Here is a 26,032-nt window from a genome sequence, read left to right as displayed (position 1 = left end):
ACCGGCGGTCGCGACGTCGGCTTCGCGGCAACCGGGGTTCTTGTCAGGACAAAAGGACAAAGTCCCGAAGCGTGGAGGAGGGCTGAGGAGGGCCGGCCGGTACCGGAGGGCGGGGCGCCGGACGGGCCGGACCGCACGGGCCCCGGCGGGTCAGTCGCGCCGCCCCGCGTGGGCCGAGGCCCGGGACAGCGCGACCGCCGCGTGGCACAGGAGCCCCAGCGCGGCGGCTCCGCAGGCGAGGGTGGGCACGGCGCCCGCTCCCCAGTGCCGTACGACGGTCCGCACCGGCTCGGCCAGGACCTCGCAGCCGGGCAGCCGGGAGGCCAGCAGGCAGCCGAGGACGGTGACCTCGACGGCGCAGGCGAAGGTGAGTCCGGTGGAACCCGCCTCGGGCAGGCCGTGCACGGCGAGCAGTCTGGCCAGGAAGAGGAGCGCACCGACGGCGAGGGCGGAGAGCGCGAAGCTCCCGCCGAAGCCGAGCCCGGCGGCCCCGTACAGCAGGAGGGTCAGCGCGACGGCGTACAGCCCGAAGACGCCGAACAGCAGCGGCCGGACGGCGGCGCCGAAGTCCTCGGTGCCCCGGCTCACGGTGAGTCTGCGGTGCGCCTGGACGGTCAGCAGCCGCGCGCACCAGGCGGCGGGGGCGACGGCCGCCGCCAGGCCGACCAGCGCGGCGGGCGCGGGCGCCCAGAGCGGGCCCTCGCCGAGCAGCCGGCCCACCGCGCCGTCGCCGAGGACCGCGTACAGCAGCAGCCAGCCGGTGCGCGTCCAGGGCGCGTACCCCTCGGCGCGCAGCGGTCCGTGGCGCAGGCACAGCAGGAGCGCGGCCGTGGCGGCGAGCGTCCCGAGGGCGATCACGGCGATCCGCACCCCGCCCGTCGCGTGACTCGCGCCGAGCAGGGTGAGGGCGCACAGGGCGCCGGGCAGCAGTGCGTACGCGGCCCAGGCGGTCGGCAGTGTGCCGTCGCGGGCGGGGAGTTCGGGTGCGGGCGCACGGGTCTCGTCCTCGTCCGCCCGTGGCACGCGCGCGTAGAGCTCCTCGGCGAGCGAGAAGACGTCCCGGTGCCGGAAGCGGGCGGCGGTACGGTCGGTGACCCCGTGCGCTTCGAGTCCGGCGGCGATCTCCAGGGGGTCGACGGCCCGTTCGCACAGTTCGCGGTGGCGGTGCATGAGCACCCGGACGGGGTCGGCGGGGCCGGTCCTGGCGGGGCCCGGGGTACGGGCTTCCTGGTCGGCGATCCGCCGCGTGCCGGGGCCCGGCGTACGGGCCTCGTGGTCGGCGGTCTGCCGCGTGCCGTGGGCCGGGGTACGGACACCCTGGTCGGCGATCTGCCGCGTGCCGTGGGCCGGGGTGTGGGCCATGCCCGTCGGGTCTGCTGTCTGCGTGGTCATGGACGTGTCTCCCGTACTGAATCCGTGTCGTCGCCGGGCGGGCGGCGTGCGGCGGCGACCTCGGCCGCCACGCGTCCCTCCAGACCGGACATCCGCGCATCCAGCCCGGAGAGCCGTTCGCCCAGTCCCGCGACGCGCCACTCCAGACCGGTCATCCGCTCCCCCAGGCCGGACAGGTGGTCCGGCAGCGGGAGTTCGGGCGCGCGGTCGACCAGCACCGTGAGGGTGCCGACCGCCGCGGTCCGCCCGCTCTCGTCGTGTTCGTACGCGGCCCCGGCGGGCGCACGCTCGGCGACGCCGGGCGGCGGGAGGGCCGCCGCGTCGGCGCCCGTGGGGTCGGCGAGGACGGAAGCCGCCGCGACACCCACGGCGGGACCCACCACGTCCGCGCCCGCCCCGGCCCCCACCTCCAGGAACACACCGCCCCCTGCGGCCCCGGCCGCCTCCCCGGGCGCACCGGTCTCCATGTCCGCACCGGTCCCGGCAGCCCCGCCCGCCCCCGCGACCTCACCGGCCCGCACCGTCCCGCCAGGCCCCATGGCCGCACCAGTCCTCGCCGCCCCGCCGGACCCCACGACCGCACCAGTCCTCGCCGTCCCGCCGGACCCCATGGCCGCACCGAACTCCACAGCCACCTCGGTCTGGCCCGCCGCACCGACCGCTGCCGTCGCAGCGGTCGCCGCTGTCACTCCGGTCGCCACCGTCACTCCGGTCGCCACCGTCACGTCTGCCGCTGATGTCAGGCCGGGCTCGTACGTCATACCGGGCTCGTACGTCATGCCGGGCCCCCTCAGCCCGTCGGCCCCCACCGAACCGCCGCCGCTCGCCGAAACACCGGCCCCCACCGGTCCGCCGCTCTCCACCGGCCCACCGGCCCGCCCCACCACCGCCATCTCCACCGTGGCCCCGGCCGCCAGCACCGCACCGTGGTCCGACGAGCCCACCGAGGCACCCACCACGGCACCGTGTTCCGACAGCCCCGCCCCAAAACCCACGTCCGCCCCGGCCCCCGCACCCGCACCGACGCCCGCGCCGCCCACCGCGCCCACGCCAGCCACCGCATTCGCTCCAGCCCCCGCGCCCCCCACCGTCCACGCGCCCGGCACGTACGCCTCCGCCGCCAGTTCGAACGGCAGGGGGTCGCCGTCCAGGGCCTCGCGCCGTACCGGGCAGCGTGAAACCAGTTCCAGGTAAATGCCGCGAAATGCCGCGAGATTCTGCTCCACAGTGAAGAGTTCGAGCGCCCGCGCACGCCCCGCGGCGCCCAGCCGTTCCCTGCGCTCCGGGTCCCGCAGCAGTGCCAGGCAGGCGTCGGCGAGCGCGCGCGGATTGCGCGGCGGGACCACCAGCCCCGTACCGCCGATCACCTCGACCACCGCTCCCACATCGGTCGAGACGGTCGCCCGGCCGCAGAACATCGCCTCGACCAGCCCGATCGGGAAGCCCTCGACCACGCTGGAGAGCACCACCACCGAGCCCGCCGCGTACGCGTCCGCCAGTCCGGGGGCGCCGGGTCCGCCGATCTCCTCGAACCGGACTGGGCTCTCGCCCTCCTCGTACGCCCCGCGCGCCTCGTCGGGGAACAGGTGGTGGGCCAGCGCCCGGCAGTGCGCCAGATAGCCGGCGCCCACCTCGTCCTCGTCCGCGACCGGCGCGGCGATGATCCGCAGCCGGGCGTCCGGCTCGCCCTTGCGCACCTCCGCGAACGCGTGCAGCAGCGCGACCAGGTCCTTGCTGGGCTCCACCCGGCCGACCCAGACCAGCGTGCCGTCCGCGCCCGCCCCGTCGGCCTCGCCGACCTCGGCGAACCGCGCTGACTCCATCCCCGGGTACACGGTGCGCAGCTTGGCCCGGTCGGCGCCGCAGCGCTCCTGCCAGCGGCGGGCGTGCGCGTTGCCGGGGGTGATCACGGCGGCCTGGGCGTACACCTCGGCGGCGAGCAGCCCCTGGAGGGCGGCGAGCAGCGTCCGCACGGGCGCGTTCAGCTCGGCCTCCTGCGCGGCGAGGTAGTGCGCCCGCAGTTGTACGCCGTACTCGGTGACCAGCAGCGGTACGCCGAAGAACCGCTTGGCCAGCAGTCCGGGCAGTGCCGCCGCGCCCCCGGACGCGGCGTGGCAGAGGTCGACGTCCCCGAGGCCGCCCTCGCCCGCGTCGTACCAGTCGAGGGAGAGCGGGCGCAGGGCGCGCTCCAGCAGGTCGGCGAAGACGAGGTAGTCGTTGACCTTGGCGGTCTGCACGACGCGGGGTGCGCCGGGTGCGCGGCAGGCGCTCTCCAGTGCCCGCACGGCGCGTTCCGAGCGCAGGGCGGTGTGCAGTCCGCCCTTCTCGCGGGCGAGTTCGGCCAGCCCGTACAGGCCGTTGCAGAAACGCTCCGCCGCCGCTCCCCGGCGGTCCCCGTCGGCGCTGCAGACGGCCCCGACCAGCTCCCCGAAGTGGGTGTCGAACCGGCGCCGCTCGCGGCGCCCGTAGCCGCGCCCGCCGCTCCGGCCGTCGAGCCGTCCGTGGGCGGTCCTGAACTCCGTCTCCGAGGACCACAGCGCGGCCGTACGCACCCGGTGGACCTGGGGCGGCAGCTCAAGCCAGCCCTGTTCCTCCTGGTCCGCGCTGCGGCTCAGGGCATAGATGTCGAACTCGTGCCGCGCGAGCCCGCGCACAAGACGGTCGCACCAGTATCTGGACTCACCGGTCGCATACGGGTAGCCACCCTCCGTCAGCAGTCCGATCCGCACGTGTACACCCCCGATCTCCCTTGTGGGCAGCCGCCGTTGTACCGGCGACTCGCAGCGGGACCGACCGTATGCGGACATGCCGGTGGTGCGACGGACGGTTGTCCATCGCACCACCGGAAGGGGTGAACAGTCGTAACTTTCGGGCGTGGCCCGCGTTCTCTCGCGCTAGAGAGGGACGTACGCGTGCTAGAACTCGCGCCACGCGCGCGTGCGTCGCGCGTCCCCGCACCGCGCGGGTACGGGCGGCTCGCCGCCGGCCCGCACCGCGCGGTCCGTCAGGCGTCCACCAGCTCCTTGCGGGCCGCCCTGCGGACGGCTGCCAGCACCGGGTCGAGGGTGGGGACGGCGGCCAGGAGCTGCTGGGTGTACGGGTCGGCGGGTGAATCGTAGACCTGACTCACGTCACCTTGTTCAACAATCCTCCCGTCCTTCATGACCACGATCCGATCGCTCACCTGCCGCACGACGGCCAGGTCGTGTGCCACGAAGACCAGCGAGAGCCCCAGGTCGCGCTGCAGCTCGCCCAGCAGCTCGATCACCTGCGCCTGCGTGGTGACGTCCAGGGCGGAGACCGGTTCGTCGCAGACCACGAGCTGCGGCGACGGGGCAAGCGCGCGGGCGATGCCGACGCGCTGGCGCTGGCCGCCGCTGAACTCGTGCGGGTAGCGGTCGTAGCGGTCGGGGTCGAGCCCGACGCGCTCCAGGAGTTCCCGCACGCGCGCGCGGAGCACCCGTTCGTCCCGTTCGCCCGCGGCGCGCAGCGGGTCGGCGATGGACTCGCCGATGCTGCGGCGCGGGTTGAGGGAGGCCACCGGGTCCTGGAAGACCATCTGCACCCCAAGGCCGCCGTCCCCGCCCCGACCGCCGGGACCGCGCCGTGCGCCGGGGCCTCGCCGCGCGCCGGACGCCCGCCCCGGGCCGTTCTCCGTACCCCCGTAACGGAGTTGGCCCGAGGTGGGCTCCAGCAGACGCACGAGCATCCGCCCGAGCGTGGTCTTGCCGCTGCCGCTCTCGCCGACGATGCCGAGGGTCTCGCCCCGGCGCACGGTCAGCGACACGTCGTCGACGGCGGTCACGGCCTTCGCGCCACGCCCGAACTCCCGCCGCAGCGAGACGGCTTCGAGCAGCGGTTCGCCGGCCTCCCGCACACCCGCCGCGGAGCCGTCCGCCACGGGCCCGCCCGTCCCGGCCGTACCCGTGGCGCGCCCCGCGGGCCGCTTCAGCGGCCCGTCCAGCCGGGGCACGGCCTCCAGGAGCGCCTTGGTGTACGTGTCCCGGGGCGCGGCCAGCACCTCGGCCGCCGGGCCGCGCTCCACCGCCCGTCCGTCCCGCATCACCAGGACGTCCTCGACGCTCTCGGCGGCCACTCCCACGTCGTGGGTGACCAGGAGCAGGCCCATGCCCTCCTCGCGGCGCAGCGTGTGCAGCAGGTCCAGGATCTGGGCCTGCACGGTGACGTCGAGGGCGGTGGTGGGCTCGTCGGCGATGAGCAGTTCGGGTGCGCAGGCGAGGGCCATGGCGATCAGGGTCCGCTGCCGCATGCCGCCGCTGAACTCGTGCGGCCGGGCGCGGGACCTGCGTGCCGCGTCCGGGATGCCCACCCGGTCCAGTGCCTCGACGGCCCGCGCGCGGGCGGCCCGCCGGGTCACTTTGCGGTGCACCCGCAGGACTTCGGCGATCTGGTCGCCGACGGCGTAGTACGGGTCCAGGGAGGAGAGCGGGTCCTGGAAGACCATGGCGGCCCGCGCCCCGCGCAGTGCCCTGAGTTCGGCCTCGGTGGCCGCGGTGACGTCCACTCCGGCGACCCGCACCAGGCCCTCGACCCGCGCTCCGCTCCCCCGGTGCAGCCCGAGCAGGGCGGAGGCGGTGGCGCTCTTGCCGGAGCCGGACTCGCCGACCAGGGCGAGCGCGCCGCCCCTGGGGAGGGTGAACGACAGGTCCCGCACGGCCGCGACGCCGTCCGAGGCGCCCTCGCCGGGGAAGGTCACCGAGAGGCTGGAGACCTCCACGAGGTGCTCGCTCATGCCAGCACCACCCGCCGGTCGGCCAGGGCGTGCAGCACGTCCGCGAGGGCGTTGGCGAGCACCACGAAGAATCCCGTGACAAGCACCATGCCGACCACGACGGGCAGATCGACCACCTTCACCGCTTCCACCAACTCCCGCCCGAGTCCGGGCAGTCCGAACAGCGACTCGGTGAGCACCGCGCCGCCGAACATCGATCCGACGTCCATCGCGCTCAGCGTGATCACGGGTGCGAGCGCGCCGCGCAGCGCGTGCCGCCCGACGAGCGCGCGCTCGCCCACCCCGTAGGCGCGGAAGGTCCGCACATGGTCCTCGGCGAGCGTCTCCAGCATGGAACTCCTGGTCAGCCGCGCGTATTTGGCGGACTCGATGGCGGCCAGCGACACCCAGGGCAGCAGCAGGTTCCACGCCCACTGCTCGGGGTTCTCGGCGAAGGGCACGTACGTCGGGAAGGGCAGCCACTGGAGGGTCGAGCAGAACGCGATGATCAGCAGCAGTCCGATCACGAACACGGGTGTGGCCGTGCCGGCGAGGGTGAGCCAGGTCAGCACCCGCTCAGTGGGCCGCCCGCGCCGCCACACGGACAGCACGCCGGTGCCGACGCCGAGCAGCAGCCACAGCACCAGCGCACCGACCACCAGCGACCCGGTGACCGGGAGCTTGGCGAGGATGAGCTGGGTGACCTGCTGGTCGCTCTGGTACGAGAGTCCCAGGCACGGCGCGTCGCAGTGCAGCACTCCGGTACCGGAGGAGTAGTCACGGCCGGCGAAGATGCCCTGCACGAAGTGCGCGTACTGCACCCACAGCGGGTCGTCCAGCCGCAGCTGGTCGCGCACCTGGGCCACTTGCACGGGCGAGCAGCGCGGACCGCAGGCGATCTGCGCGACGTCGCCGGGAGCGACGTAGAAGACCAGGTAGAGCAGCACGCTCAGTGCCCAGAGCACGAAGAGCGCTCCGCCGAGCCTGCGCAGCAGGAAGCCGGTCATCGGGCTGCTCCCTTCCTGCGGCGGAACGGGCCGCGGGTGCGGGCGGAGGTGCCCAGCCGGGACCGTGCGCGCGGGTCGAGCGCCGTGCGCACGCCCTCGCCGAGCACCGTCAGCGCGAGGACCGTGACGAACAGCAGGGCGGCGGGGATCAGCAGGTAGGAGGGCGCCGCCTGGTACCAGACGTCGGCGTCGGTGAGCATCTGTCCCCAGGAGGGCGTGGGCGGTTTGATGCCGATGCCCAGGAAGGACAGGGCGGCCTCGACGACGATGTTCTGCGGCAGCAGCAGCGCCGTGTAGGTGAGGACGGGTGCGGCGAGCGAGGGCAGCAGCTCGCGCCGGGCGATCCGCCAGTTGCCCCAGCCGCTGAGCCGGGCCGCGGCCACGTAGTCCAGCGACTTGAGCATCAGGGTCTGCGCCCGTACGAGTTTGGAGGTGCCGGCCCAGCCGAGGACGCCGACCACCAGTGCGATCAGTACCGGCCGCGGGAACTCCGCGGGGACGACGGCGAGCAGGGCGAGGGAGATCACCATGAGCGGCATCGCCACGTTGACCTCGGTGATCCGGCTGAGCACCTGGTCGACGGTGCGGCTGCCGAGCCCCGCGGCGAGGCCGACGAGCACGCCGAGGAACACCTGGAGGACGGTCGCGGCGAGGGCGACGCCGAGGGAGACCCGGGCGCCGTGGACCACGCGGGCGAACAGGTCGCGGCCGGTCTGCGGCTCCACGCCGAGCCAGTGGTCGGCGCTGATCCCGCCGAAGGGCCCGAGCGGGGCGCCGCCCGCGGCCGAGTCGACGAGCTGGGGGTGGAAGGAATGGGGGTCCTGCCCCTCCAGCGCGGCGAGCAGGGGCGCGGCGAGCGCGACGGCGACCAGCAGGCCGACCACGACGGCTGCGGCGACGGCGGCCCGCTGCGCACGCAGCCGCCGCCAGAACTGACGGGCCCCGGACGCGGGGGCGGCAGTCTGCGCCGCCCCCGCCTCCCGGGCCAACAAGGCCTCGCTCATGTCTACTTGACCGCTACCTGCGACACGTCCAGCACACCGGTCCAGTCGCTGATGACGACGTTCTTGACGTCCTTGCCGAACAGCCGCTTGTAGACCGGGTGGAACAGGGGCACGGTGAGTGCCTGCTCGCCGATCTTCTTGTCGAGGGCGCCCCAGCGCGCGGCGGCGGCCGACAGATCGGTCAGCTTGTTGATCTCGTCGACCTCCTTGTTGACGGCGGGGTCGTCGAGCTGCGCGGTGTTGTAGTTGGAGCCGTCCTTGACGATCTGGCGTCCGTCGAAGATCGGCGCGAGGAACGGGCCGCCGGACGGCCAGTCGGCGCCCCAGCTCGCGAGGAAGAGGCCGGGGGCCTTCTTCACGCTGTGCACGGTGTCGCTGTAGTCGTTGTCCTCGAGGCCCTTGAGTTCCAGGGTGATGCCGGACTTCTTGAGGGCGTCCTGGAGCGCGGTGGCGATCTCCGGGCCGTTCTCGGCGCCCTTGGCGTTGGAGTGCGCGAGGGTGATCGTCAGGCCCTTGTCGTACCCGGCCTCCTTCAGGAGCTCCTTCGCCTTGGCCGGGTTGCCGGACTCGCCCGCCGGGAAGTGGTCGTACTTGACGTAGCCGAAGGACTTCTGCGGGGGCAGGTTCGTCGTCGCGGGCAGGGCGAGCGAGGAGCCGCCCGCCGCGTTGACCACGGACGAGCGGTCGACGGCGTACGCGACGGCCTGCCGCACCTTGGGGTTGTCGAACGGCTTCACCTTGGGGTTGAAGGCGAGGTAGTCGGTGTAGCCGAAGTGGCCGGTGCCGACGCGGGCCGCGAGGTTCTTGTCGCCGCCGACCTTGGCGAGTTCGGCGGGGCCGAGGTTGTTGTCGGTGGTGACGGCCGCGGCGTCCGCGCCCGCGCTCGCGGACAGGCGCTGGTTGATGACGGACGCGTCGAGGCCGGAGCGCACGTCGATCCGGTCGGGGTACGCCTTGCGCTCCTCGTCCGTCTTGGCGTCCCAGTGCGGGTTGCGCTCCAGGATCAGCCGCTCGCCGTCGTTCTCGTTCTTGACGACCTTGTACGGGCCGGAGGAGAGCGGGTGCTCCTCGTACTTGGTTCCGGTGTCCTTGGCCTTGGGCACGGGCGTGGTCTGCGTCTGGGTCGCCAGGTAGGGGAACTCGCCCTCCGGCTTGTTGAGCTTGAAGACGATCGTCCGGGCGTCGGGGACCTCGATCGAGTCGAGTCCCTTCTTCGACTTGTAGGGACCCTCGTAGGACGATCCTCCGATCAGCCAGTCCCTCAGGTAGGGCGCGCCGCCGGAGAGTTCGGCTGCGAAGGAGCGCTCGATGCCGTACTTGATGTCGGCGCTGGTGATCGGGGTGCCGTCCTCGTACTTGAGGCCCTCCTTGAGGGTGTACGTCCACACCGTGGCGTTCTTGCTGGGCCTGCCGAGGTCGGTGGCGAGGTCGGGGACGACCTTGGTGCCCTCGGCGCCGTTCTCCCGGTTGCGGGTGGTGAGCGTACGGAAGACCAGGGAGGGGACGTTGCCGCCGCCGGAGGTGTAGAGGCGGGCGGGGTCGAAGTCGGTCTGCGGCTTGCGGTTGAGGACCTGGAGGGTGCCGCCCTGCTGGGGCGCACCGGCCTTGCCGCCGGTGCCGGTCGCGGCTCCGGCACCGTCGCCCTGCGGTCCCGCGCAGGCGGTGGCGAGGGTGGTGAGGGCGAGGCCGGCGGCTATGACTGCGGCTCGTCTGGACATGGCGGATGAAGGGCGCACGGCGAAGGGACCTCTCGGGACACCGGGCACGGCGAACGGCGCACCCGGAAAAGGAAGAATGAGCACACGCAGGCGCCCGGCGAACCGGGAGAACCCGAGGAGGAGACCCGAGAGGGCCTCGTCACGGTCACAGAGAAATTGCCGCGCCTGCGGACAGAACTGCGAAGGGCAGGCGTCAGCTACAGAGAATGTCGGCGACGCAGTGCGCGGTCACACCGATGAGCGCGAGCTCAATGGCTTCGCGATCGGTGGCGGCTGCGTGGCGGGGTGACATGCCGAGAAATATGAACGACCCCGCACACCCGTGTCAATCCGCTTGTGAGACGGCGTCTCACATACTGGTCACCGGCGGGCCGTGCGGCCTCAACTCCCGGGGTGCACCCAGGGGTTGGGCCTGCACTTGTCCGAGCCGGTCTGGAGCGTCTTGGTCTGCTGCATCATCACCGGGGCGAGCGCGCCGTTCTTGTCGCAGGTCCTGTGGTTGTGCCCGAGCCGGTGCCCGACCTCGTGGTTGATCAGCATCTGCCGGTAGGCGAAGAGCTTGTCGTCGCCGAAGGTCGGCGATCCGCCGGCCCACCGGAATGCGTTGATCATCACGCGCTCGGTGGCGGCGGAATCACAGGAAACATTCTGTTCGAGCGTATTGAGGGAGGATTTCTCGCACCAGATGTCGGTGGTGACGGGAGTGGCGAGCGTCACGACGAAATCCGCCTTGTCGGTGGAAACCCGCTCGAATGTCATTTCGCCGTCCCCGGCCCAACTCCTTTTGTCGTTCAGGGTCTTCTGGACGGCGTCCGCGAAGAACTTCCCGTCGAGTCCCATGCCCTTCTCGACGTCCACCCGGTATTTCCACACCTTTCCCCTGCCCGGTGCCGGGCTCTTTCCGGGAACGGTGTCGAAGGTGTTCGGCCCCTTCTGGTCGGCGGCCATCCTCAGCTTCTGCGCCATGCGCTGTTCGTACGTCGGCGGAGCGGCCGGTGCGGCCCCGCCCTGCGGGGTGGCCCGTTCCTCGTCGCGCGAGGCGCCGTCGGCGAACGGGCGGTCCCCCACTCCGGGCGCCGCCGTCTCCTTCTGGTTCGCGTCCGTGCCGGAGCGCTGCCCGGCCACCACGACCGCCAGCGCGACGGTCACCACGGCGGCGGACACCCCGGTGGCGGTCCTGACCAGGTGCCGCCTGGTACGGGGCGCGTCGGCGCCGTCGGCCGGGTCCGTGCCGTCCGGATCCGCGAGGTCGCCGCCGACGGCCTTCGCGTCGTCCCAGTCGGTGACGGCGTCGAACGGGTCCCGGCCCGCCGGACGCTCCCGGCCGGGTGCCTGCGCAGGGTCCCGCGGGCCGTCGAACGCCTCCATGAAGTCCCGCCGGGGACCACCGGGCGCCTGCGGAGCACGGGGACCCGCTGCCTGCGGTCCCGCGGTGCGCTGTCCGGGCACCCGCGCCCCGGCGCCGAGCCCGCCCGGCGGCCGGACCTGCGGCGGCGCGTACGCCGTCGCGCCCCGCGGCGCACCGACCCAGTCGCCGTACCGCCCGCCGCCGGTGTCGCCGACGGCGGGAAATGATCCGGTGTCCCCCACGGGACGGAAGGAACCGGTGTCCCCTGCGGCGCGGAAGGACCCGGTGTCGTACCCCGGTGTACCCCAGCCGCCGCCCGGCTCGTGCTGCTCGGGGTGTCCGCCCCTGACCTGCGGCCGGTCGTGCGGCCGGTCCTGCTGCCCGCCCTGCGGGGGCTGCTGCGGCCCGCCCGCGAGGTGGTGCGGGCTGAAGCGCGGCACCGGGCCCGTGGAGTCCTGGACGCGCGGAACGGCGCCCGTGTCGCCCCGCCTGCGCCGTCCGCTCCCGGGAGCCCCGGAAGTCCCGGGAGCCCCTGAAGCCCCCGCTGTACCTGTGGGTCCGGCACCGCCCCCGGGTATGCCGGGGGTCTCGTCGGCACCCTTCGGTGCGGCACCTCGGCGGCTATGACGTCCCACGCGCCGGATCAGCTCCTATTTTCCGTCTGCTGCATTTCTGCACGTACGCCAGCCTCCGTGACGGAGGCCCCACCCGTGCCACTGCTTTCTTCCGTTACACGGGTTTGGCCCGTCACCCGGTTCCCCGCGGTCCCACTGTCCCCCAGGAGCCCGAGGAACGCCTCGGCCACCAGTTCGGGGTACTCCATCATCGCCACGTGTCCCGCGTCCGGAAGACTCAGGAGCCGGGAATCACGGAACGCGGCCGAGGCCCGGTGCGCCATCCGGAACCCCACCAGACGGTCCCGCCCGCCGTACACCAGCAGTGTCGGCGCGAGCACCCGCTCCGCCTGCCGCCACAGTCCGTGCTGGCCGCCGAGAGTGTAGGCGTCGACGATGCCCCGCGCGGAACGGGTCATCACGTCCCAGAAGTACGGCAGCTGGAGCCTGCGCTCCATCTCGTCCACGGCGGCCCGGAAACCCTCGGGCGTGACCCGCCCCGGGTCCCCGTAGCAGAGCCCGGTCACCCCGCGGGTGCGCTGCTCCGCGGTCCAGTCCCGGCTGAGCTTCGCGAAGAGCCCCGCGACCCCGGGGATCGCCAGCAGCGCGGTGGGCACCGCCGTCTTCTGCACCCGGATCTCCGGCAGCGCGGGCGAGATCAGCGTGAGTGTCCGCACCAGGTCGGGGCGGACGGCGGCGACCCGGGTGGAGACGGCGCCGCCCATCGAGTTCCCGAAGAGGTGGACGGGGCCGCTCCCCTCGGAGTCGAGGTAGCGGATCACCGCCCGCGCCTGCGCGGTGATCGAGTAGTCGCGGTCCGGGGGCGGCGGGGAGTCCCCGAAGCCCGGCAGATCTATCGCCTCGCTCGCGACGGCACCGTCCAGCAGCGGCATCAGGGCGGACCAGTTCTGCGAGGAACCGCCGAGCCCGTGCACGTACAGCGCGCGCGGCAGGCCGGAGCGGGCCGCGGGGCGCGAGCGCACGGTCAGCGCCAGTCCCGGCAGGGCGACGGACCGCAGTTCTTCCCCCTCCGCGACCTTGACGGCACTGACCAGGGGCAGTGGTGCGGCTGCGCCGGCTTGCGGCAGCTCGGTCGAAGACATGGCGCCAATGTTACGAGACGATCACGCAGGGGCTCATGTGTTCGCGGTCACAGACCGCATGGCGCACGCCCCCCGGTGCTCCTACGCTCGAAAAGAGGCGCGGCGCGCACATGACGGCGTACCCGCCGGAAAGGCGGAACACCATGACGAACGTGGATCCCACCGACCCGGACACCTACGACGCCGAGCCGCCCGGGACGCCCCCCTCGCTCCCCGACGCGACGCCCGAGGCGGACACCGCGGAACAGCACACCGACGTGGCACCGGACCAGGACGACCCGCCGCCCTCCTTCGACCCGGCCGCGGCCAACGAGGCGGACGCCGCGGAACAGTCCCGCACCGTCCCCGTCGACGAGGAGGACTACCGCTGATCCGGGGCCGCGCACCGGCCTCTTCCCGCCCCGGTCCGGGCCCGGTCCCGGCCACCGCGGGGACGGATCGCCCTTCACGCGGTGTCCGCTCCGTGAAATTCTGCGTCCGCACCGCGCACACACGGGTTACTCAAAAGTACGATGGCCGCCGCGGCGCACATCACACGGAACAGCCGTGCGGTGGGGTTGCGTGAACTGGAAAGACATGGGAGGCGGCGTGACAGCCACGGAGCAGACAGAGGCGGCACGCCCACGGGGTACCCGCCTGCCACGCCGGGCCCGACGCAACCAGCTGCTGGGCGCGGCCCAGGAGGTCTTCGTCGCACAGGGCTACCACGCGGCGGCGATGGACGACATCGCCGAGCGCGCGGGCGTCAGCAAGCCGGTGCTCTACCAGCACTTCCCCGGCAAGCTCGACCTCTACCTGGCGCTGCTGGACCAGCACTGCGAGTCGCTGCTCCAGGCGGTGCGCACCGCCCTGGCGTCGACCACGGACAACAAGCTGCGCGTCGCCGCCACCATGGACGCCTACTTCGCCTACGTCCAGGACGAGGGCGGCGCGTTCCGGCTGGTCTTCGAGTCGGACCTGACGAACGAGCCGGCCGTGCGCGAGCGCGTGGACCGGGTCTCGCTCCAGTGCGCCGAGGCGATCAGCGAGGTCATCGCCGAGGACACCGGCCTGTCCAAGGACGAGTCGATGCTGCTGGCCGTGGGCCTGGGCGGGGTGTCGCAGGTGGTGGCCCGCTACTGGCTGTCCAGCGGCAGCACCATCCCGCGCGAGACGGCGGTGCAGCTCCTCACCTCGCTCGCCTGGCGCGGCATCGCGGGCTTCCCGCTGCACGGCACCGACCAGCACTGATTTCCGGCACCCGGCTCCGGCACCCGCTCCTGACAGCGGGAACGGGCCGCCGAAGCGGTCGCCGGGAGCGCCCGGAGCGCCGTGTTCGCTCCCGGCGTGGTCCCGGAGCGCCGATCTTGTCCCCTCACCGGGCTAATGTGGCTGGACGTACGGCGCGGGGCGACCGCGCCGACCGGATCGTCGGAGGGACATAGCCGTGGAGGTCAAGATCGGCGTGCAGCACGCACCCCGGGAGATCGTTCTGGAGAGCGGGCAGTCTGCCGAGGAGGTCGAGCGCGCCGTGGCCGACGCGCTGGCCGGCAAGGCACAGCTGCTCAGCCTGAACGACGACAAGGGCCGCAAGGTCCTGGTGCCGGCGGACCGGATCGCCTACGTGGAGATCGGCGAGCCGACGCAGCGTCGGGTGGGCTTCGGCGCCCTCTAGTACGCGCGGTACGCGGGAGCCGTACGGCTCCTCGCACGCAACACCTCAAAGGCCCGGCGGGAGCGATCCCGCCGGGCCTTGCGCATGCCCCTCCGGGACCCCTGTGGCCGCCCGGTGCACACCCGCGTCCGTCTCCGTTCGCCTGGTGTACACGGTCTGTTCGTATGCCTGCGGGCCCGAGGAGGGTTGCGTTCCGCGACCCCCGGGTAAGACGGGCTACGACCCATTTGCCCACGTTGCCGTGCAGGAAGGAACCGCGTTGATCTGGGAAGCTCTCGGCTCCGTCGTCCTTGGCCTCGCGCTCGCCTGGACCGCCGCGTCCCGGCTGCCCGACCGGCTGCCCTCGCGCCCGCACGTACTGACCGCGGGACTGCTCGGTGCCCTGTTCGGCGCCTGGCTCACGCACACGGCGGTCGGCCCCGGCCATCTGCTGGTCACACTGCTCGGCGCGGTCGCGGTGGGCGCCGTCACCGTCTCGCTGCTGCTGCGTCCCGCCGGCCGCATCCGCCGCAGGTCGGCGGCGGCGTAGCCCCCGGCTGCGCCGCCGCGCTCCGGCCGCCCGGCCGGGCAGCTGCTAGGCGGCCAGGCCCAGGGCGGCCATCCGCTTGGTGTGGGCCTCGGTGATGCGGGAGAACATCCGGCCGACCTCCGCGAGGTCGAAGCCGTCCGCCACGCCGCCCACCAGCATCGTCGAGAGCGAGTCGCGCTCGGCGACCACGCGCTGGGCCTGCGAGAGCGCCTCGCCCATCAGCCGCCGCGCCCACAGCGCGAGCCGTCCGCCGACCCGCGGGTCGGCCTCGATGGCGGCGCGCACCTTCTCCACGGCGAAGTTCCCGTGCCCGGTGTCGTCGAGGACGGCGAGCACCAGGGAGCGGGTGTCGGTGTCCAGGCGGGCGGCGACCTCGCGGTAGAAGTCACTGGCGATCGAGTCGCCGACGTACGCCTTGACCAGGCCCTCCAGCCAGTCGGAGGGGGCGGTCAGCCGGTGGAAGTCGTCGAGGGCCTTGGCGAACGGCTCCATCGCCGCGGTCGGCTCGGTGTCGATCGCCGACAGCCGGTCGCGCAGCCGCTCGAAGTGGTGGAACTCGGCGGACGCCATCTTCGCCAGCTCCGCCTTGTCGCCCAGCGTCGGCGCCAGCTTGGCGTCCTCGGCGAGCCGCTCGAAGGCCGCCAGCTCGCCGTACGCGAGTGCGCCGAGCAGGTCCACGACCGCGGCGCGGTACGTCGGCTCCACGGATGCGGTCGCCCAGTCCTGGGCGGCGATTCCGGTGGGTGCGGGGGTCGGCTCGGCGGGGGTTTCGGCGGGGGTGTCAGGCGTCTCCATAAAGCGCACAATAGCGCTCCGCGTCGGTAGGACCAGATGACCGCCATGGGCCGGGGATCGCCTGGTCAGCAAGCACGGGATGCACCGCCGCCGCACCATTCCTACGAATTCACCCAACACACATGCGCGAATCCGGGGTACAGTGGTAATGCGCTTGCTGAGCTTTCATGCCGTACGAACTCCGGTCCGTACGCAACTTTGCAGGCCATCCGAATGAGGATGCCCGGTCGGTGGCCCGATCGGCTCCGACCCGACAGCCCTCCGTGCGGGCGGTGCACAAGCATCACCGCAGACGAGGGAACCCTCAGCGGCACGAGCGCTAGAGCAATGGCAGTGGTCCCGCGCCACCCGGCCCTCCCAAGGCCGGATGAAACCCCCAGGCACGGTACGACCCCCGTTGTTCGCCTCACGTCGCGTCTCACAGAAGAGGCAGCACCCTGACTACGTTCCGAGACCTCGGGATCCTTTCCGAGACGGCCGAAGCCCTTGAGGCGGTCGGCATCACGTCCCCCTTCCCCATCCAGGAGATGACCCTCCCCGTCGCGCTCTCGGGCAGCGACGTCATCGGCCAGGCCAAGACCGGTACGGGCAAGACCCTCGGCTTCGGTCTGCCGCTGCTGGAGCGCGTCACCGTCCCCGCCGACGTCGAGGCCGGCCGTGGCGGTCCCGACAAGCTCACCGACGCGCCGCAGGCCCTGGTCGTCGTACCGACCCGTGAGCTGTGCCAGCAGGTCACCAACGACCTGCTCACGGCCGGCAAGGCGCGCAATGTGCGCGTGCTGGCGATCTACGGCGGCCGTGCGTACGAGCCGCAGGTCGAGGCGCTCAAGAAGGGCGTCGACATCATCGTCGGCACCCCGGGCCGCCTGCTGGACCTCGCCGGTCAGCGCAAGCTCGACCTGTCCCACATCCGCGCGCTCGTCCTCGACGAGGCCGACGAGATGCTGGACCTGGGCTTCCTGCCCGACGTCGAGCGGATCATGAACATGCTGCCGGCCAAGCGGCAGACCATGCTCTTCTCCGCGACGATGCCCGGCGCCGTCATCGGCCTGGCCCGCCGCTACATGTCGCAGCCCACGCACATCCGCGCCACCGCGCCGGACGACGAGGGCGCGACCGTCGCGAACATCACGCAGCACGTGTTCCGCGCGCACAACATGGACAAGCCGGAGATGGTCGCGCGCATCCTCCAGGCCGAGGGCCGCGGACTCGCGATGATCTTCTGCCGCACCAAGCGGACCGCCGCGGACATCGCCGAGCAGCTGGAGCGGCGCGGCTTCGCGTCCGGCGCCGTGCACGGCGACCTCGGCCAGGGCGCCCGCGAGCAGGCGCTGCGCGCCTTCCGCAACGGCAAGGTCGACGTGCTGGTGTGCACCGACGTCGCCGCCCGCGGCATCGACGTCGAGGGCGTGACGCACGTCATCAACTACCAGTCCCCCGAGGACGAGAAGACCTACCTCCACCGGGTCGGCCGCACCGGCCGCGCGGGCGCCTCCGGCACCGCGATCACCCTGGTCGACTGGGACGACATCCCGCGCTGGAAGCTCATCAACAAGGCGCTGGACCTGCCCTTCGACGAGCCCGAGGAGACGTACTCCACCTCTCCCCACCTCTACGAGATCCTCTCCATCCCGGCCGGCACGAAGGGCATACTGCCCCGGGCCGACCGCACCCGCGCCGGACTGCGCGCGGAAGAGGTCGAGGACCTGGGCGAGACGGGCGGCCGGGGCCGCAGGACCGCGGCGGCGGCCGTGGTGACCGAGGAGCGTCCGGCCCGTACGCGTACGCCGCGCCAGCGGCGCCGCACCCGGGGCGGCTCGGACCTCGGCGAGGCGACCGAGGCACCGGCGGCGGAAGCCCCGGCCGAGTCCGACGGGGCGACGGAGCCCCGCACGCCGCGCCGTCGCCGCCGCACCCGCTCCACCGCCACCGCCACCGCCGCGCCGGTGGCGACCGCGGCCACCGCGGTCGCCGAGGCCCCGGCGGTCGTGGAGCCGAAGGCACCGGTCGTCACGGAGCCCGAGGCACCGGCCGAGCCCAAGGCCCGTACCCGGACCCGCACCCGCAAGGCCGCCGCGGCGCCCGCCGAGGTCGCCGAGGCCAAGGCCGTGGAGAGCGTCGAGGTTCCGGCCGCCGAGGCCGCGCCGGTCAAGGCCGCCCGGACCCGCACGCGTACGGCCAGGATCAAGGTCGAGGCCGCGACCGAGGCCGTCGAGCCCGCCGCGTCCAAGCCGGTCAAGGCCCGCGCGACCCGCAAGGCCGCTCCGGCGCGGACCGCCAAGGTCGCCGAGCTGCCCGAGGTCGTCGAGGCACCGGCCCGTCCGCGGCTGAAGCGCCCGGTCCGGGCGCGGGTGTCCGCCGAGCCCGAGGTCGACTTCCAGATGGCACCGATGCCGGAGCCGGAGCCGACCCAGCCCCGTCGCCGGACGGCCGCCCCGCGCAAGACCGCGGCCAAGAAGACGGCCGCCGCCTCGGCGCCCGCCACGGAGCCGGAGGCCGACGCGAAGCCGCGTCGCCGCCGCGCACCGCGCCGTACCACCCCGGAGAGCTGACCCTCCGCGCACCGGCGGCCCCGTCCTCCCCCACCGGGGAGGGCGGGGCCGCCGCCGTTTCCCCCCGGGGCCGCGCCACGCCGCCGCCTCCGCGCCCGGGGGTGGTGGCGGCGCGCTTCGCCGGACGGGCCCCCGGGTAATCTCGGCGGCATGAGCAGGCCGCCCACCTTCACCCCGCCCTCCGGCGTCCGGTCCGTGCCGCTGCGCACGGAGCGCGGCACCTTCGCCGCCCTCGAAGCGGCGCCCGCCGCCGAACCCGCCGGTACCGCCCTTCTGCTGCCCGGCTTCACCGGCAGCAAGGAGGACTTCATCGCGATGCTGGGCCCGCTGGCCCGTGCCGGGTACCGGGCCGTCGCCGTGGACGGCCGCGGCCAGTACGAGTCCCAGGGCCCGGCGGACGACGAATCCCCGTACGCCCAGGCCGAGTTGGCCCGGGACGTACTCGCCCAGGCGGCGGCCGTCGGCGGCTCCGCCGCCCCCGTGCACCTGCTGGGGCACTCCCTGGGCGGTCAGATCGCGCGGGCCGCGGTCCTGCTCGACCCCACCCCGTTCCGCTCGCTCACGCTGATGTCGTCGGGGCCCGCGCAGGTGGACCCCTCCCAGCAGGAGAAGATCGCCCTGCTGACGCAGGCCCTCGCCACGATGTCGATGGGCGAGGTGTGGGACGCCATGCAGGCGATGGAGACCCCCGTGCCGGAGGAGACGGACACCGGCGGGGACAGTGCGGCGCACGAGAAGGCGCTGCGCGACCGCTGGCTGCGGCACAGCCCCGCCCAGCTCGTCGCGACCGGGCGCCTGCTCGTCGCCGAGCCCGACCGGGTCGCCGAACTGCGCGCCACGGGCCTGCCCCTGCACGTGGTCTCCGGCACGGTCGACGACACGTGGCCCGTCCCGCTGCTGGACGACATGGCGGTACGCCTCGACGCCCACCGCAGCGTGATCAAGGGGGCCGGCCACTCCCCCAACACCGACCGCCCCGAGGAGACCGCGCGGGCCCTCGTCGAGTTCTGGGACGGCACGGCGGCACGCTGACGGCACCACGGCACCACGGCACCACGGCATGACGGGACGCTGACGGCACCCGGGCGGAGCCAAGGGCGTCCCCCGCGACCGCGGCGAATCCCTGGGGCCCGCTCCAGTACTGGTCTAGTACTGGGACTGGAGGTGCTGCCAGAAGCCGTCCCGCAGCGACCTCCGCAGGTCGGAGTGGCCGCGCAGCGACCGCTGGAGCATCCGTTCCGCCTCCACGAGCAGCTCCTGATCGACGGGGCCCGGCAGGTAGGGCCGTCCCGGCAGCAGTTCGCCCAGCTGCTGCCGGCCGCGCTCGGCCAGCCACTTCGCCGCGATCTGCGCGCCGAGGAAGCGCACGTCGTCGCGCGACGGCGGCGGGCCGTTCTCCTGCTCGTACGTGGTGACCGGGCGGCGCGTGACGTACGGCTTGCAGAAGTCCAGGTCGAAGGTGCGCTGGCTGTCGACCTCCCAGAGCAGCGGCTCGGCCTGGTTGCGGCCGTCGCCCGCCTCGATGCCCCAGAGGTGGACCCGCGCCCCGTACCCCTGGGCCGCCTCCACCGCCGGCACCAGGTCCTCGTCGCCGCCGACCAGGGCCGCGTCGCTGATCGCGCGATGCCGGGCGAGCGACTCCAGGTCGGTGCGGATCAGGGAGTCGACGCCCTTCTGCTGGTTGTTGGCGTTGAGGTTGCCGAGGCGGACCTTGACGTCGGGGAGTTCGGCGATGGTCTGCTGCTCGGTGGTGTGGATGCGGCGCCGGGCGCCGTCGTACCAGTACACGCGCAGCAGGCGGCTGTCCGCGAAGATGATGCGGGCCTTGTCGATGAGGGCCTCGATCAGTCCCTCCGCGTCGAGGTCGAAGGAGCGCCGGTCCTCGGTGCCGGTGACCAGCAGGCCCGCCGCCGCGTACACGTATCCGGCGTCGACGAAGATCGCGTGCGTGGACGGGGTCTTGGCGACCTCCGCGAGCATGCGGGTGAGCAGCTCGTTCGTGCGGTCCAGGCGGTCGGCGAGCGCTGTGGTGCGGTCGCCGTCGGCGGGAGTTGCGGCGGAGCCGTGGGAGCTGGCGGGGAAGCCCGGAGGCTGTGCGTCGTCCATACGGATCCCATTGTCCGGGCCCTCGCGGGCGCCGCACAACCGGTGTCTCACCGGCGAGTAGTTAGTCTCGCGAAAATTTTCTTTAGCGTAGGGAATGTTCTCGTGGGGAGGCTCGTTGTACCCGTATGGAACGTGTGGCCGTCGTGCCACGCGCGCCCCACACATTCACCACAGTTCTCCAGCAGGAGGATCAGACGAAGGGAGAAGCGCGTGCGCTTCGAAATCATGCGACTGGACGATGTTGACGGCACCGCCGTGGACAGCACCGTCGTGGACGCCGCCTCCGTCAACCGGATCGTGCAGCAGGCCGCTTCCATCGGTCAGCGCATCTACATCCGCCCGGCCGAATCCACGGCCTCGTAATACCGACGACGTACCGACGCAGACGTAGCGAAGAAGACAGCGAAAGCGCCCCCGTGCAGTACGTGCACGGGGGCGCTCGCCGTATGCGCGGCTACGGCCGTCAGCCGCCGCGGACGACCTGGGTGACGCCGTTGATGATCTGCTGCACCGCCAGCGCGGAGAGCATCATGCCCGCGAGCCTGGTCACCAGCACCACACCGCCCTCCTTGATCACCCGGATGATCACCAGCGAGAAGCGCATGACCAGCCACAGCACCACGTGCATGGCGATGATCGCCGTCCACACCGAGATCTGACCGGCGACGGTGCCGTTGTGCTGCACGGCGAGGATGACGGAGACGATCGCGCCGGGCCCGGCGAGCAGCGGCATGCCGAGCGGCACCAGGGCGACGTTGACGTCCTTGGTCTGGGTCGGCTCCTCGTTCTTGCCGGTGAGCAGGTCGAGCGCGATGAGCAGCAGGAGCAGACCGCCCGCGATCATCAGCGCGGGGGTGGTGATGTGCAGATAGTCGAGGATCTGCTGGCCGACGACGCCGAAGACGGCGATCACGCCGAAGGCGACGGTCACCGCCTGCCAGGCCATCCGGCGCTGCACCTTGGCGGGCCGGCCGGAGGTCAGGCCGAGGAAGATCGGGGTGATACCGGGGGGATCCATAATCACAAAAAGCGTGAGAAAGAGGGATCCGAAGACGGCGAAGTCGAACACAGTGATGCCTTGCAGGAGAGGGCCGTGCCGGTGCGCGGCGGGCGCGCGGGCACGACTCGGGTGCGGAACATGAGGATTGTTGACCCGTACCGACGCCCGCACGAAGAGCGCCGGGTCAACATGAGGATCGTTGACTCGTAGGACGCCGGGATCGTGGGATCCGGGCGCCGGGAGGTGCGCCGTGGGCCGGGAGGGGCTCAGGCGCGCGGGCGTCCACCCGCGCCGGGCACCGGGAAGGCGCCGGTCGCACGCCGCGTGATCTCGCCGTACACCTCGGGGTGCGTCGTGTACTCCCCGAGCCGTACGGTCTTGCGGCTGCCGTGGTAGTCGCTGGAGCCGGTGACGAGCAGTCCGTGGTCCGCGGCGAAGGCACGCAGCCGGGCGCGGTCGGAGTCGTCGTGGTCCATGTGGTCGACCTCGATGCCGTCGAGACCGGCGGCGGCCAGCTCGGCTATCGAGGTCAGCGGGACGGTGTCGCCGCGCTTGGCCGCGCCGGGGTGCGCGAAGACGGTGACCCCGCCCGCGGCCTTGACCAGCCGGATCGCGGTGAAGGGGTCCAGCTCGTGCTTGTCGACGTACGCCCGGCCGTCGTTGGCGAGCCACTCGGCGGTGAAGGCGTCGGAGACGGTCTTCACGACGCCCAGCTCGACGAGGGCCTCGGCGATGTGCGGCCGGCCCAGGGAGGCGTCGCCGGCGATCCGCGCGACCTGTTCCCAGGTGATCGGTACGCCCAGGTCCTGGAGCTTGGCGACCATGCCGCGGGCGCGCGGCACCCGGTCGTCCCGGACCAGTTCGCGCTCGCGGGCGAACTCGGGCTCGTCGGGGTCGAAGAGGTAGGCCAGCATGTGCATGCCGGTGCCGTCGAGGCGGCAGGACAGCTCGGCGCCGGTCACCAGGGTGAGGTTCTCGGGGAGGGCCGCGAGGGCTTCCGCGTGGCCGCGCACCGAGTCGTGGTCGGTGAGCGCGACGACGTCGAGGCCCGCGGCGGCGGCGGCCAGCACCAGCTCGGCGGGGGTGTCGGTGCCGTCGGATGCCGTGGAGTGGGTGTGCAGGTCGATGCGCACGACGCTTACTCCAGGGGCAGGGCGGACGGAAGGTGACGCGTCAAGAGTAACGGCGATTCGAACATCACCGGGTCACGCGACGCCGCCCCACCTGCGGCGCGGGCGGCGCGGGGACGGCCGTTACGCCAGGATCCGCGGCGAGAGCGCCCCGCAGGGCAGCAGTTCGACCTCGGCGCCCGCGTCGCGCAGGTCGGTCAGGACCAGTTCGTCGTACATCAGCAGTCCGGACTGTTCCGGCCAGACGATCGCCCACAGCCACAGCCCGCGCGCCTCCCCCGCGAAGACGGCGCGGTCCGTCGGCGTACCGGAGACGTGCCACAGGGGGGTGGGGCGGCCGGCCGCGAGGACCTTGGTGACCGGGGGTTTCTCCATGGCGATGTGGGCGCCGGGGTCGGGCCCGTCGATCCCGGCGTAGCGTGCGCCGAGGCCGACGCCGAGTTCCTCGGCGACGAGCAGGAGTTCACCGAATCCGCCGAGCGGTCCGGGGCCCGAGCAGGCGACGGCGGTGGCCCGGCCGCCGCTGCGGTCGTCGCCCGCGTACGCGACGCCGCTGAACAGCCAGCCCACCGGCAGCGGCCACGGCATCCAGATGGGCACCCGGGCGCGGTTCACCGCGACCGCGAGGGCCTCGACGCTGGGCGGCAGCACCGGCTGGAGCGGGTGCACGGCGCCGTGCGCGGAGCACTGCCAGGTATCGGCAAAGAGACCGGGCGCCCTGACCCGGCCTCCGCACTTCGGGCAACTGGGTTCGCCCCTCATAGCGCCCAACAGTCCTCCCCGGTCGACGCCGCGTCAAGGACGATCACCCGTCCGGCGCGCGCCGCTTTCCGGCGCTCCCCGGAAATCTCCCCACCCCTCCCACCGGCCAAAACTAGATGTAGCTTGCATTCATTAGCCGACCTAACTTATTGTTTGTATATCGCAACGATCTGACGGAGGACGGGAGACCCCATGCAGCAGGGCGCAGCAACGGGAGAAAGCAGCGAAACCGACCCCTTCGACGAAGGCGCGGGCAGCATCCTGCGCCAGCCGAAGGCGGTCTGGGCGACGGCCGGTGCCTCGGTCGTCGCGTTCATGGGCATCGGGCTCGTCGACCCGATCCTCCCCTCGATAGCCAAGGGCCTCAGCGCCACGCCGAGCCAGGTGTCCCTCCTGTTCACCTCGTACTTCCTGATCACCGCGGTCGCGATGCTCGTCACGGGCTTCGTCTCCAGCAGGATCGGCGGCAGGAAGACGCTGCTGCTGGGACTCGCCCTGGTGGTCGTCTTCGCCGCGCTCTCCGGCACCTCCTCGTCCGTAGGCGAGCTGGTCGGCTTCCGGGCCGGCTGGGGCCTGGGCAACGCGCTCTTCGTCTCGACCGCGCTCGCCGTGATCGTCGGCGCGGCGGCAGGCGGCAGCGCCGCCGCGATCCTGCTGTACGAGTCGGCCCTCGGCCTGGGCATGGCGTGCGGCCCGCTGCTCGGCGCGGCCCTCGGCAACGCCAGCTGGCGCTACCCGTTCTTCGGCACCGCGGCGCTGATGGCGATCGGCTTCCTGTGCATCACCGCGTTCCTGAAGGAACAGCCCAGGCCCGCGAGGAAGACCTCGCTGCTCGACCCGATCAAGGCGCTCGGCCACGGCGGCCTGGCCTCCGTCGCCGCCTCGTCCTTCTTCTACAACTACGCGTTCTTCACCGTGCTGGCGTTCACGCCGTTCGTGCTGGACATGACGCCGTACAAGTCGGGCGCGGTCTTCTTCGCCTGGGGCCTGCTGCTCGCCGTCTTCTCCGTGCTGGTCGCCCCCCGTATGCAGGAGCGCTTCGGCTCGCTGAAGGTGCTCGGCGGCTCGCTGGTGCTGCTCGCCGTCGACCTGCTGGTCCTCGGGTACGGGAACCACACCGCGGCCGTCGTCTGCACGATCCTCTCCGGCGCCTTCATCGGCGTGAACAACACCGTCTACACGGAACTGGCGCTCGGCGTGTCGGACGCGCCGCGCCCGGTGGCCAGCGCGGGCTACAACTTCGTCCGCTGGTTCGCCGCGGCAGCCGCCCCGTTCCTGGCACCGAAGATCGAGGAGTGGAGCAACATCCACATCCCGTTCGTGGTCGCGGCCGTGACGGCCGTGCTGGGCGCCGTCGTCGTCCTGGTGCGGCGCGGATCCCTGGTGCACGAGGCCGAGGAGCTCAAGCCGGCGCACGCCACCGAGGACGGCGTCACGGTCTTCGCCAACTGACCCCGCCGGCCGTTTCCCCGGGGTTGCCCGTTTCCCTTCGCGGAGGGCTACGGCAGGTGTCTCGACAGCGGCGCGGGCCGCGCCCCACCTTCGTACCGGCAGGACACGGAAGCCTGCCGGTACGGAGGGAAAGACCATGTTCCAGCGCAGGAAGCTGTTCGGCGCACTGGCCGCCGCGGTGCTGACCGCGGGGCTCGCCGTCGGCGCGGCCGAGGCGGCGGCGCCCGCCCCGGCCCCCTCGATCGCCCGCGACTGCGGGTACTACTTCGGCACCGGACTCACCGTCCGGGGCAACACCGGCGACCGGGTCCGCGAAGCGCAGTGCCTGCTGGTCTCGTGGGGCTTCGGGGTGGGGCCGCAGGGTGTGGACGGGAAGTTCGGGGCGAACACGGAAGGGGCGGTCCGGCAGTTCCAGGAGTGGTTCGGCGGACTCGTCGTCGACGGCAAGGTCGGCCCGAACACCTGGGCCGCCCTGCGCTCCTGACGGCGCGTCGCACCGAGCGGCGGAGCGATGGGTTTCGGCCCATTTCCTCCGCCGCTTCTCAGTCCAGCCGCGCGCCCGCCCGGAGCGGATCGCGCAGGTCCGTTCCCTGTGCGAGCCACCGCTCCTGAAGCTCCTGGGCGCCCTTCACCCGCTTCCAGGCGGCCTCGTTGGCCGTCATCGGCAGCAGGGGCAGGAAGCGCACCGGGTCCATCGGCGCGTCCAGCTCCAGGTCCTCGACCAGGCCCCCGCCCTCGGCCACCAGCACCGAGCTGAAGGGCGCCCCCGGCCACAGCGGCTCCCCCACCTCCAGCGAGGCGCCCGGAGCCACGATCAGACCCTCCACCTGCGGCGACGCGGCCAGCACGGCCAGCGGCCGCAGCACCTTGTCGGTGTCCGCGAGCCCTGCCCGCACCGACAGGACCAGCTCGGCGCGCGGCCCCTTCACCGGGTCGGCCAGGGCCGCCGTGGGGTCGGTCATCGGGGCCGCCGACATGCCGAGAGTGGCGTACCTGACGATGTCGCCGTCCAGGAACCGCAGCACCTCGACGCGGTCCGTACCGAGGAACGTGACGGCGGCGCGCGCGTCCGGTTCGCCCAGGGTCGTCCGAAGTCGGGCCTCTACCAGCGCAAGTACATCTCCCATGGTCCGC

General features: G+C 72.8%; 23 protein-coding genes and 1 pseudogene. 9 read left to right on the top strand and 15 right to left on the bottom strand.

The window, feature by feature from the left end; translation table 11 throughout:
• Nucleotides 1–150: 150 nt before the first annotated feature.
• The 9 genes and pseudogenes from ACFYVL_RS13710 to ACFYVL_RS13670 all read right to left on the bottom strand — a co-directional run bounded on the left by ACFYVL_RS13710 (nt 151) and on the right by ACFYVL_RS13670 (nt 12,918).
• Nucleotides 151–1,392, bottom strand: a complete 1,242-nt coding sequence (locus tag ACFYVL_RS13710) for a hypothetical protein (protein ID WP_389244054.1) — start codon at nt 1,390–1,392, stop codon at nt 151–153.
• Nucleotides 1,393–2,396: 1,004 nt separating this feature from the next.
• A pseudogene (locus ACFYVL_RS13705) lies at nt 2,397–4,121 on the bottom strand (DUF3492 domain-containing protein); the annotation flags it as partial.
• A gap of 275 nt (nt 4,122–4,396) precedes the next feature.
• Nucleotides 4,397–6,145 (bottom strand): dipeptide ABC transporter ATP-binding protein, encoded by a 1,749-nt coding sequence (locus ACFYVL_RS13700; protein ID WP_389244053.1) that lies wholly within the window; start codon nt 6,143–6,145, stop codon nt 4,397–4,399.
• The gene (locus ACFYVL_RS13695; protein ID WP_389244051.1) at nt 6,142–7,131 is read right to left on the bottom strand and encodes an ABC transporter permease; all 990 of its coding nucleotides are present in this window, start codon (nt 7,129–7,131) and stop codon (nt 6,142–6,144) included. The genes ACFYVL_RS13700 and ACFYVL_RS13695 overlap by 4 nt, the downstream gene beginning before the upstream one ends.
• Nucleotides 7,128–8,135, bottom strand: a complete 1,008-nt coding sequence (locus ACFYVL_RS13690) for an ABC transporter permease (RefSeq protein WP_389244049.1) — start codon at nt 8,133–8,135, stop codon at nt 7,128–7,130. Before ACFYVL_RS13690 ends, ACFYVL_RS13695 begins: the two co-directional genes overlap by 4 nt.
• Nucleotides 8,136–8,137: 2 nt before the next feature.
• A complete protein-coding gene (locus ACFYVL_RS13685; protein WP_389244047.1) occupies nt 8,138–9,853 on the bottom strand; it encodes an ABC transporter substrate-binding protein in 1,716 nt (571 codons plus the stop codon).
• A gap of 193 nt (nt 9,854–10,046) precedes the next feature.
• Nucleotides 10,047–10,145, bottom strand: coding sequence for an Ms4533A family Cys-rich leader peptide (locus tag ACFYVL_RS13680; protein WP_389244045.1), 99 nt, complete (start codon nt 10,143–10,145; stop codon nt 10,047–10,049).
• Between the two features lie 89 nt (nt 10,146–10,234).
• Entirely contained in the window at nt 10,235–11,641 is a 1,407-nt protein-coding gene (locus tag ACFYVL_RS13675; protein WP_389244043.1) for a DUF3152 domain-containing protein, read from the bottom strand.
• A gap of 203 nt (nt 11,642–11,844) precedes the next feature.
• Entirely contained in the window at nt 11,845–12,918 is a 1,074-nt protein-coding gene (locus tag ACFYVL_RS13670) for an alpha/beta fold hydrolase (RefSeq protein ID WP_389244041.1), read from the bottom strand.
• 143 nt (nt 12,919–13,061) lie between these two features.
• On the opposite strand from ACFYVL_RS13670, the gene ACFYVL_RS13665 reads away from it, so the two are divergent.
• The 4 genes from ACFYVL_RS13665 (at nt 13,062) to ACFYVL_RS13650 (ending at nt 15,101) form a co-directional block, all read left to right on the top strand.
• Nucleotides 13,062–13,289 (top strand): hypothetical protein, encoded by a 228-nt coding sequence (locus tag ACFYVL_RS13665; RefSeq protein ID WP_389244040.1) that lies wholly within the window; start codon nt 13,062–13,064, stop codon nt 13,287–13,289.
• Between the two features lie 217 nt (nt 13,290–13,506).
• Nucleotides 13,507–14,148 (top strand): TetR/AcrR family transcriptional regulator, encoded by a 642-nt coding sequence (locus ACFYVL_RS13660; protein WP_389244038.1) that lies wholly within the window; start codon nt 13,507–13,509, stop codon nt 14,146–14,148.
• Between the two features lie 196 nt (nt 14,149–14,344).
• Nucleotides 14,345–14,572, top strand: coding sequence for a DUF3107 domain-containing protein (locus tag ACFYVL_RS13655; protein ID WP_389244036.1), 228 nt, complete (start codon nt 14,345–14,347; stop codon nt 14,570–14,572).
• A 259-nt stretch (nt 14,573–14,831) separates the two neighbouring features.
• Nucleotides 14,832–15,101 carry a hypothetical protein gene (locus tag ACFYVL_RS13650; protein WP_389244034.1) on the top strand — a complete coding sequence of 90 codons (270 nt, stop codon included), beginning with the start codon at nt 14,832–14,834 and terminating at the stop codon, nt 15,099–15,101.
• A 45-nt stretch (nt 15,102–15,146) separates the two neighbouring features.
• Here the strand turns inward: ACFYVL_RS13650 and ACFYVL_RS13645 are convergent, their stop codons facing one another.
• On the bottom strand, nt 15,147–15,905 hold the full coding sequence (locus ACFYVL_RS13645; RefSeq protein ID WP_389244032.1) for a ferritin-like fold-containing protein: 759 nt from the start codon (nt 15,903–15,905) through the stop codon (nt 15,147–15,149).
• Between the two features lie 518 nt (nt 15,906–16,423).
• On the opposite strand from ACFYVL_RS13645, the gene ACFYVL_RS13640 reads away from it, so the two are divergent.
• Both ACFYVL_RS13640 and ACFYVL_RS13635 read left to right on the top strand, forming a co-directional pair.
• Complete coding sequence (locus ACFYVL_RS13640) at nt 16,424–18,448, top strand: DEAD/DEAH box helicase (protein ID WP_389244030.1); 2,025 nt, start codon at nt 16,424–16,426, stop codon at nt 18,446–18,448.
• Nucleotides 18,449–18,598: 150 nt separating this feature from the next.
• On the top strand, nt 18,599–19,480 hold the full coding sequence (locus ACFYVL_RS13635; protein ID WP_389244028.1) for an alpha/beta fold hydrolase: 882 nt from the start codon (nt 18,599–18,601) through the stop codon (nt 19,478–19,480).
• Between the two features lie 114 nt (nt 19,481–19,594).
• Here the strand turns inward: ACFYVL_RS13635 and ACFYVL_RS13630 are convergent, their stop codons facing one another.
• Complete coding sequence (locus ACFYVL_RS13630) at nt 19,595–20,554, bottom strand: NYN domain-containing protein (RefSeq protein ID WP_389244026.1); 960 nt, start codon at nt 20,552–20,554, stop codon at nt 19,595–19,597.
• Between the two features lie 210 nt (nt 20,555–20,764).
• Between ACFYVL_RS13630 and ACFYVL_RS13625 the strand changes: the two genes are divergently transcribed.
• Nucleotides 20,765–20,917 carry a hypothetical protein gene (locus ACFYVL_RS13625; protein WP_389244024.1) on the top strand — a complete coding sequence of 51 codons (153 nt, stop codon included), beginning with the start codon at nt 20,765–20,767 and terminating at the stop codon, nt 20,915–20,917.
• Nucleotides 20,918–21,017: 100 nt separating this feature from the next.
• On the opposite strand, the gene ACFYVL_RS13620 is transcribed toward ACFYVL_RS13625, so the two are convergent.
• The 3 genes from ACFYVL_RS13620 to ACFYVL_RS13610 all read right to left on the bottom strand — a co-directional run bounded on the left by ACFYVL_RS13620 (nt 21,018) and on the right by ACFYVL_RS13610 (nt 23,446).
• The gene (locus ACFYVL_RS13620; protein ID WP_389244022.1) at nt 21,018–21,623 is read right to left on the bottom strand and encodes a MarC family protein; all 606 of its coding nucleotides are present in this window, start codon (nt 21,621–21,623) and stop codon (nt 21,018–21,020) included.
• Nucleotides 21,624–21,820: 197 nt separating this feature from the next.
• Complete coding sequence (locus tag ACFYVL_RS13615; RefSeq protein WP_389244020.1) at nt 21,821–22,687, bottom strand: PHP domain-containing protein; 867 nt, start codon at nt 22,685–22,687, stop codon at nt 21,821–21,823.
• Nucleotides 22,688–22,807: 120 nt separating this feature from the next.
• Complete coding sequence (locus ACFYVL_RS13610; RefSeq protein WP_389244018.1) at nt 22,808–23,446, bottom strand: DUF6758 family protein; 639 nt, start codon at nt 23,444–23,446, stop codon at nt 22,808–22,810.
• A 192-nt stretch (nt 23,447–23,638) separates the two neighbouring features.
• Here ACFYVL_RS13610 and ACFYVL_RS13605 point away from each other — a divergent pair, with 192 nt between their 5' ends.
• Both ACFYVL_RS13605 and ACFYVL_RS13600 read left to right on the top strand, forming a co-directional pair.
• Nucleotides 23,639–24,898 carry an MFS transporter gene (locus tag ACFYVL_RS13605; RefSeq protein WP_389244016.1) on the top strand — a complete coding sequence of 420 codons (1,260 nt, stop codon included), beginning with the start codon at nt 23,639–23,641 and terminating at the stop codon, nt 24,896–24,898.
• 136 nt (nt 24,899–25,034) lie between these two features.
• On the top strand, nt 25,035–25,382 hold the full coding sequence (locus ACFYVL_RS13600) for a peptidoglycan-binding protein (RefSeq protein WP_389244014.1): 348 nt from the start codon (nt 25,035–25,037) through the stop codon (nt 25,380–25,382).
• Nucleotides 25,383–25,440: 58 nt separating this feature from the next.
• Here the strand turns inward: ACFYVL_RS13600 and ACFYVL_RS13595 are convergent, their stop codons facing one another.
• Nucleotides 25,441–26,025, bottom strand: a complete 585-nt coding sequence (locus ACFYVL_RS13595; RefSeq protein WP_389244012.1) for a suppressor of fused domain protein — start codon at nt 26,023–26,025, stop codon at nt 25,441–25,443.
• Nucleotides 26,026–26,032 lie beyond the last annotated feature (7 nt).

The organism is Streptomyces sp. NPDC004111 (assembly GCF_042874215.1).
GTDB lineage: Bacteria > Actinomycetota > Actinomycetes > Streptomycetales > Streptomycetaceae > Streptomyces.
The sequence above is the reverse complement of the archived record's forward strand: the minus strand, read 5'-3'. Positions and strand labels throughout refer to the sequence as shown.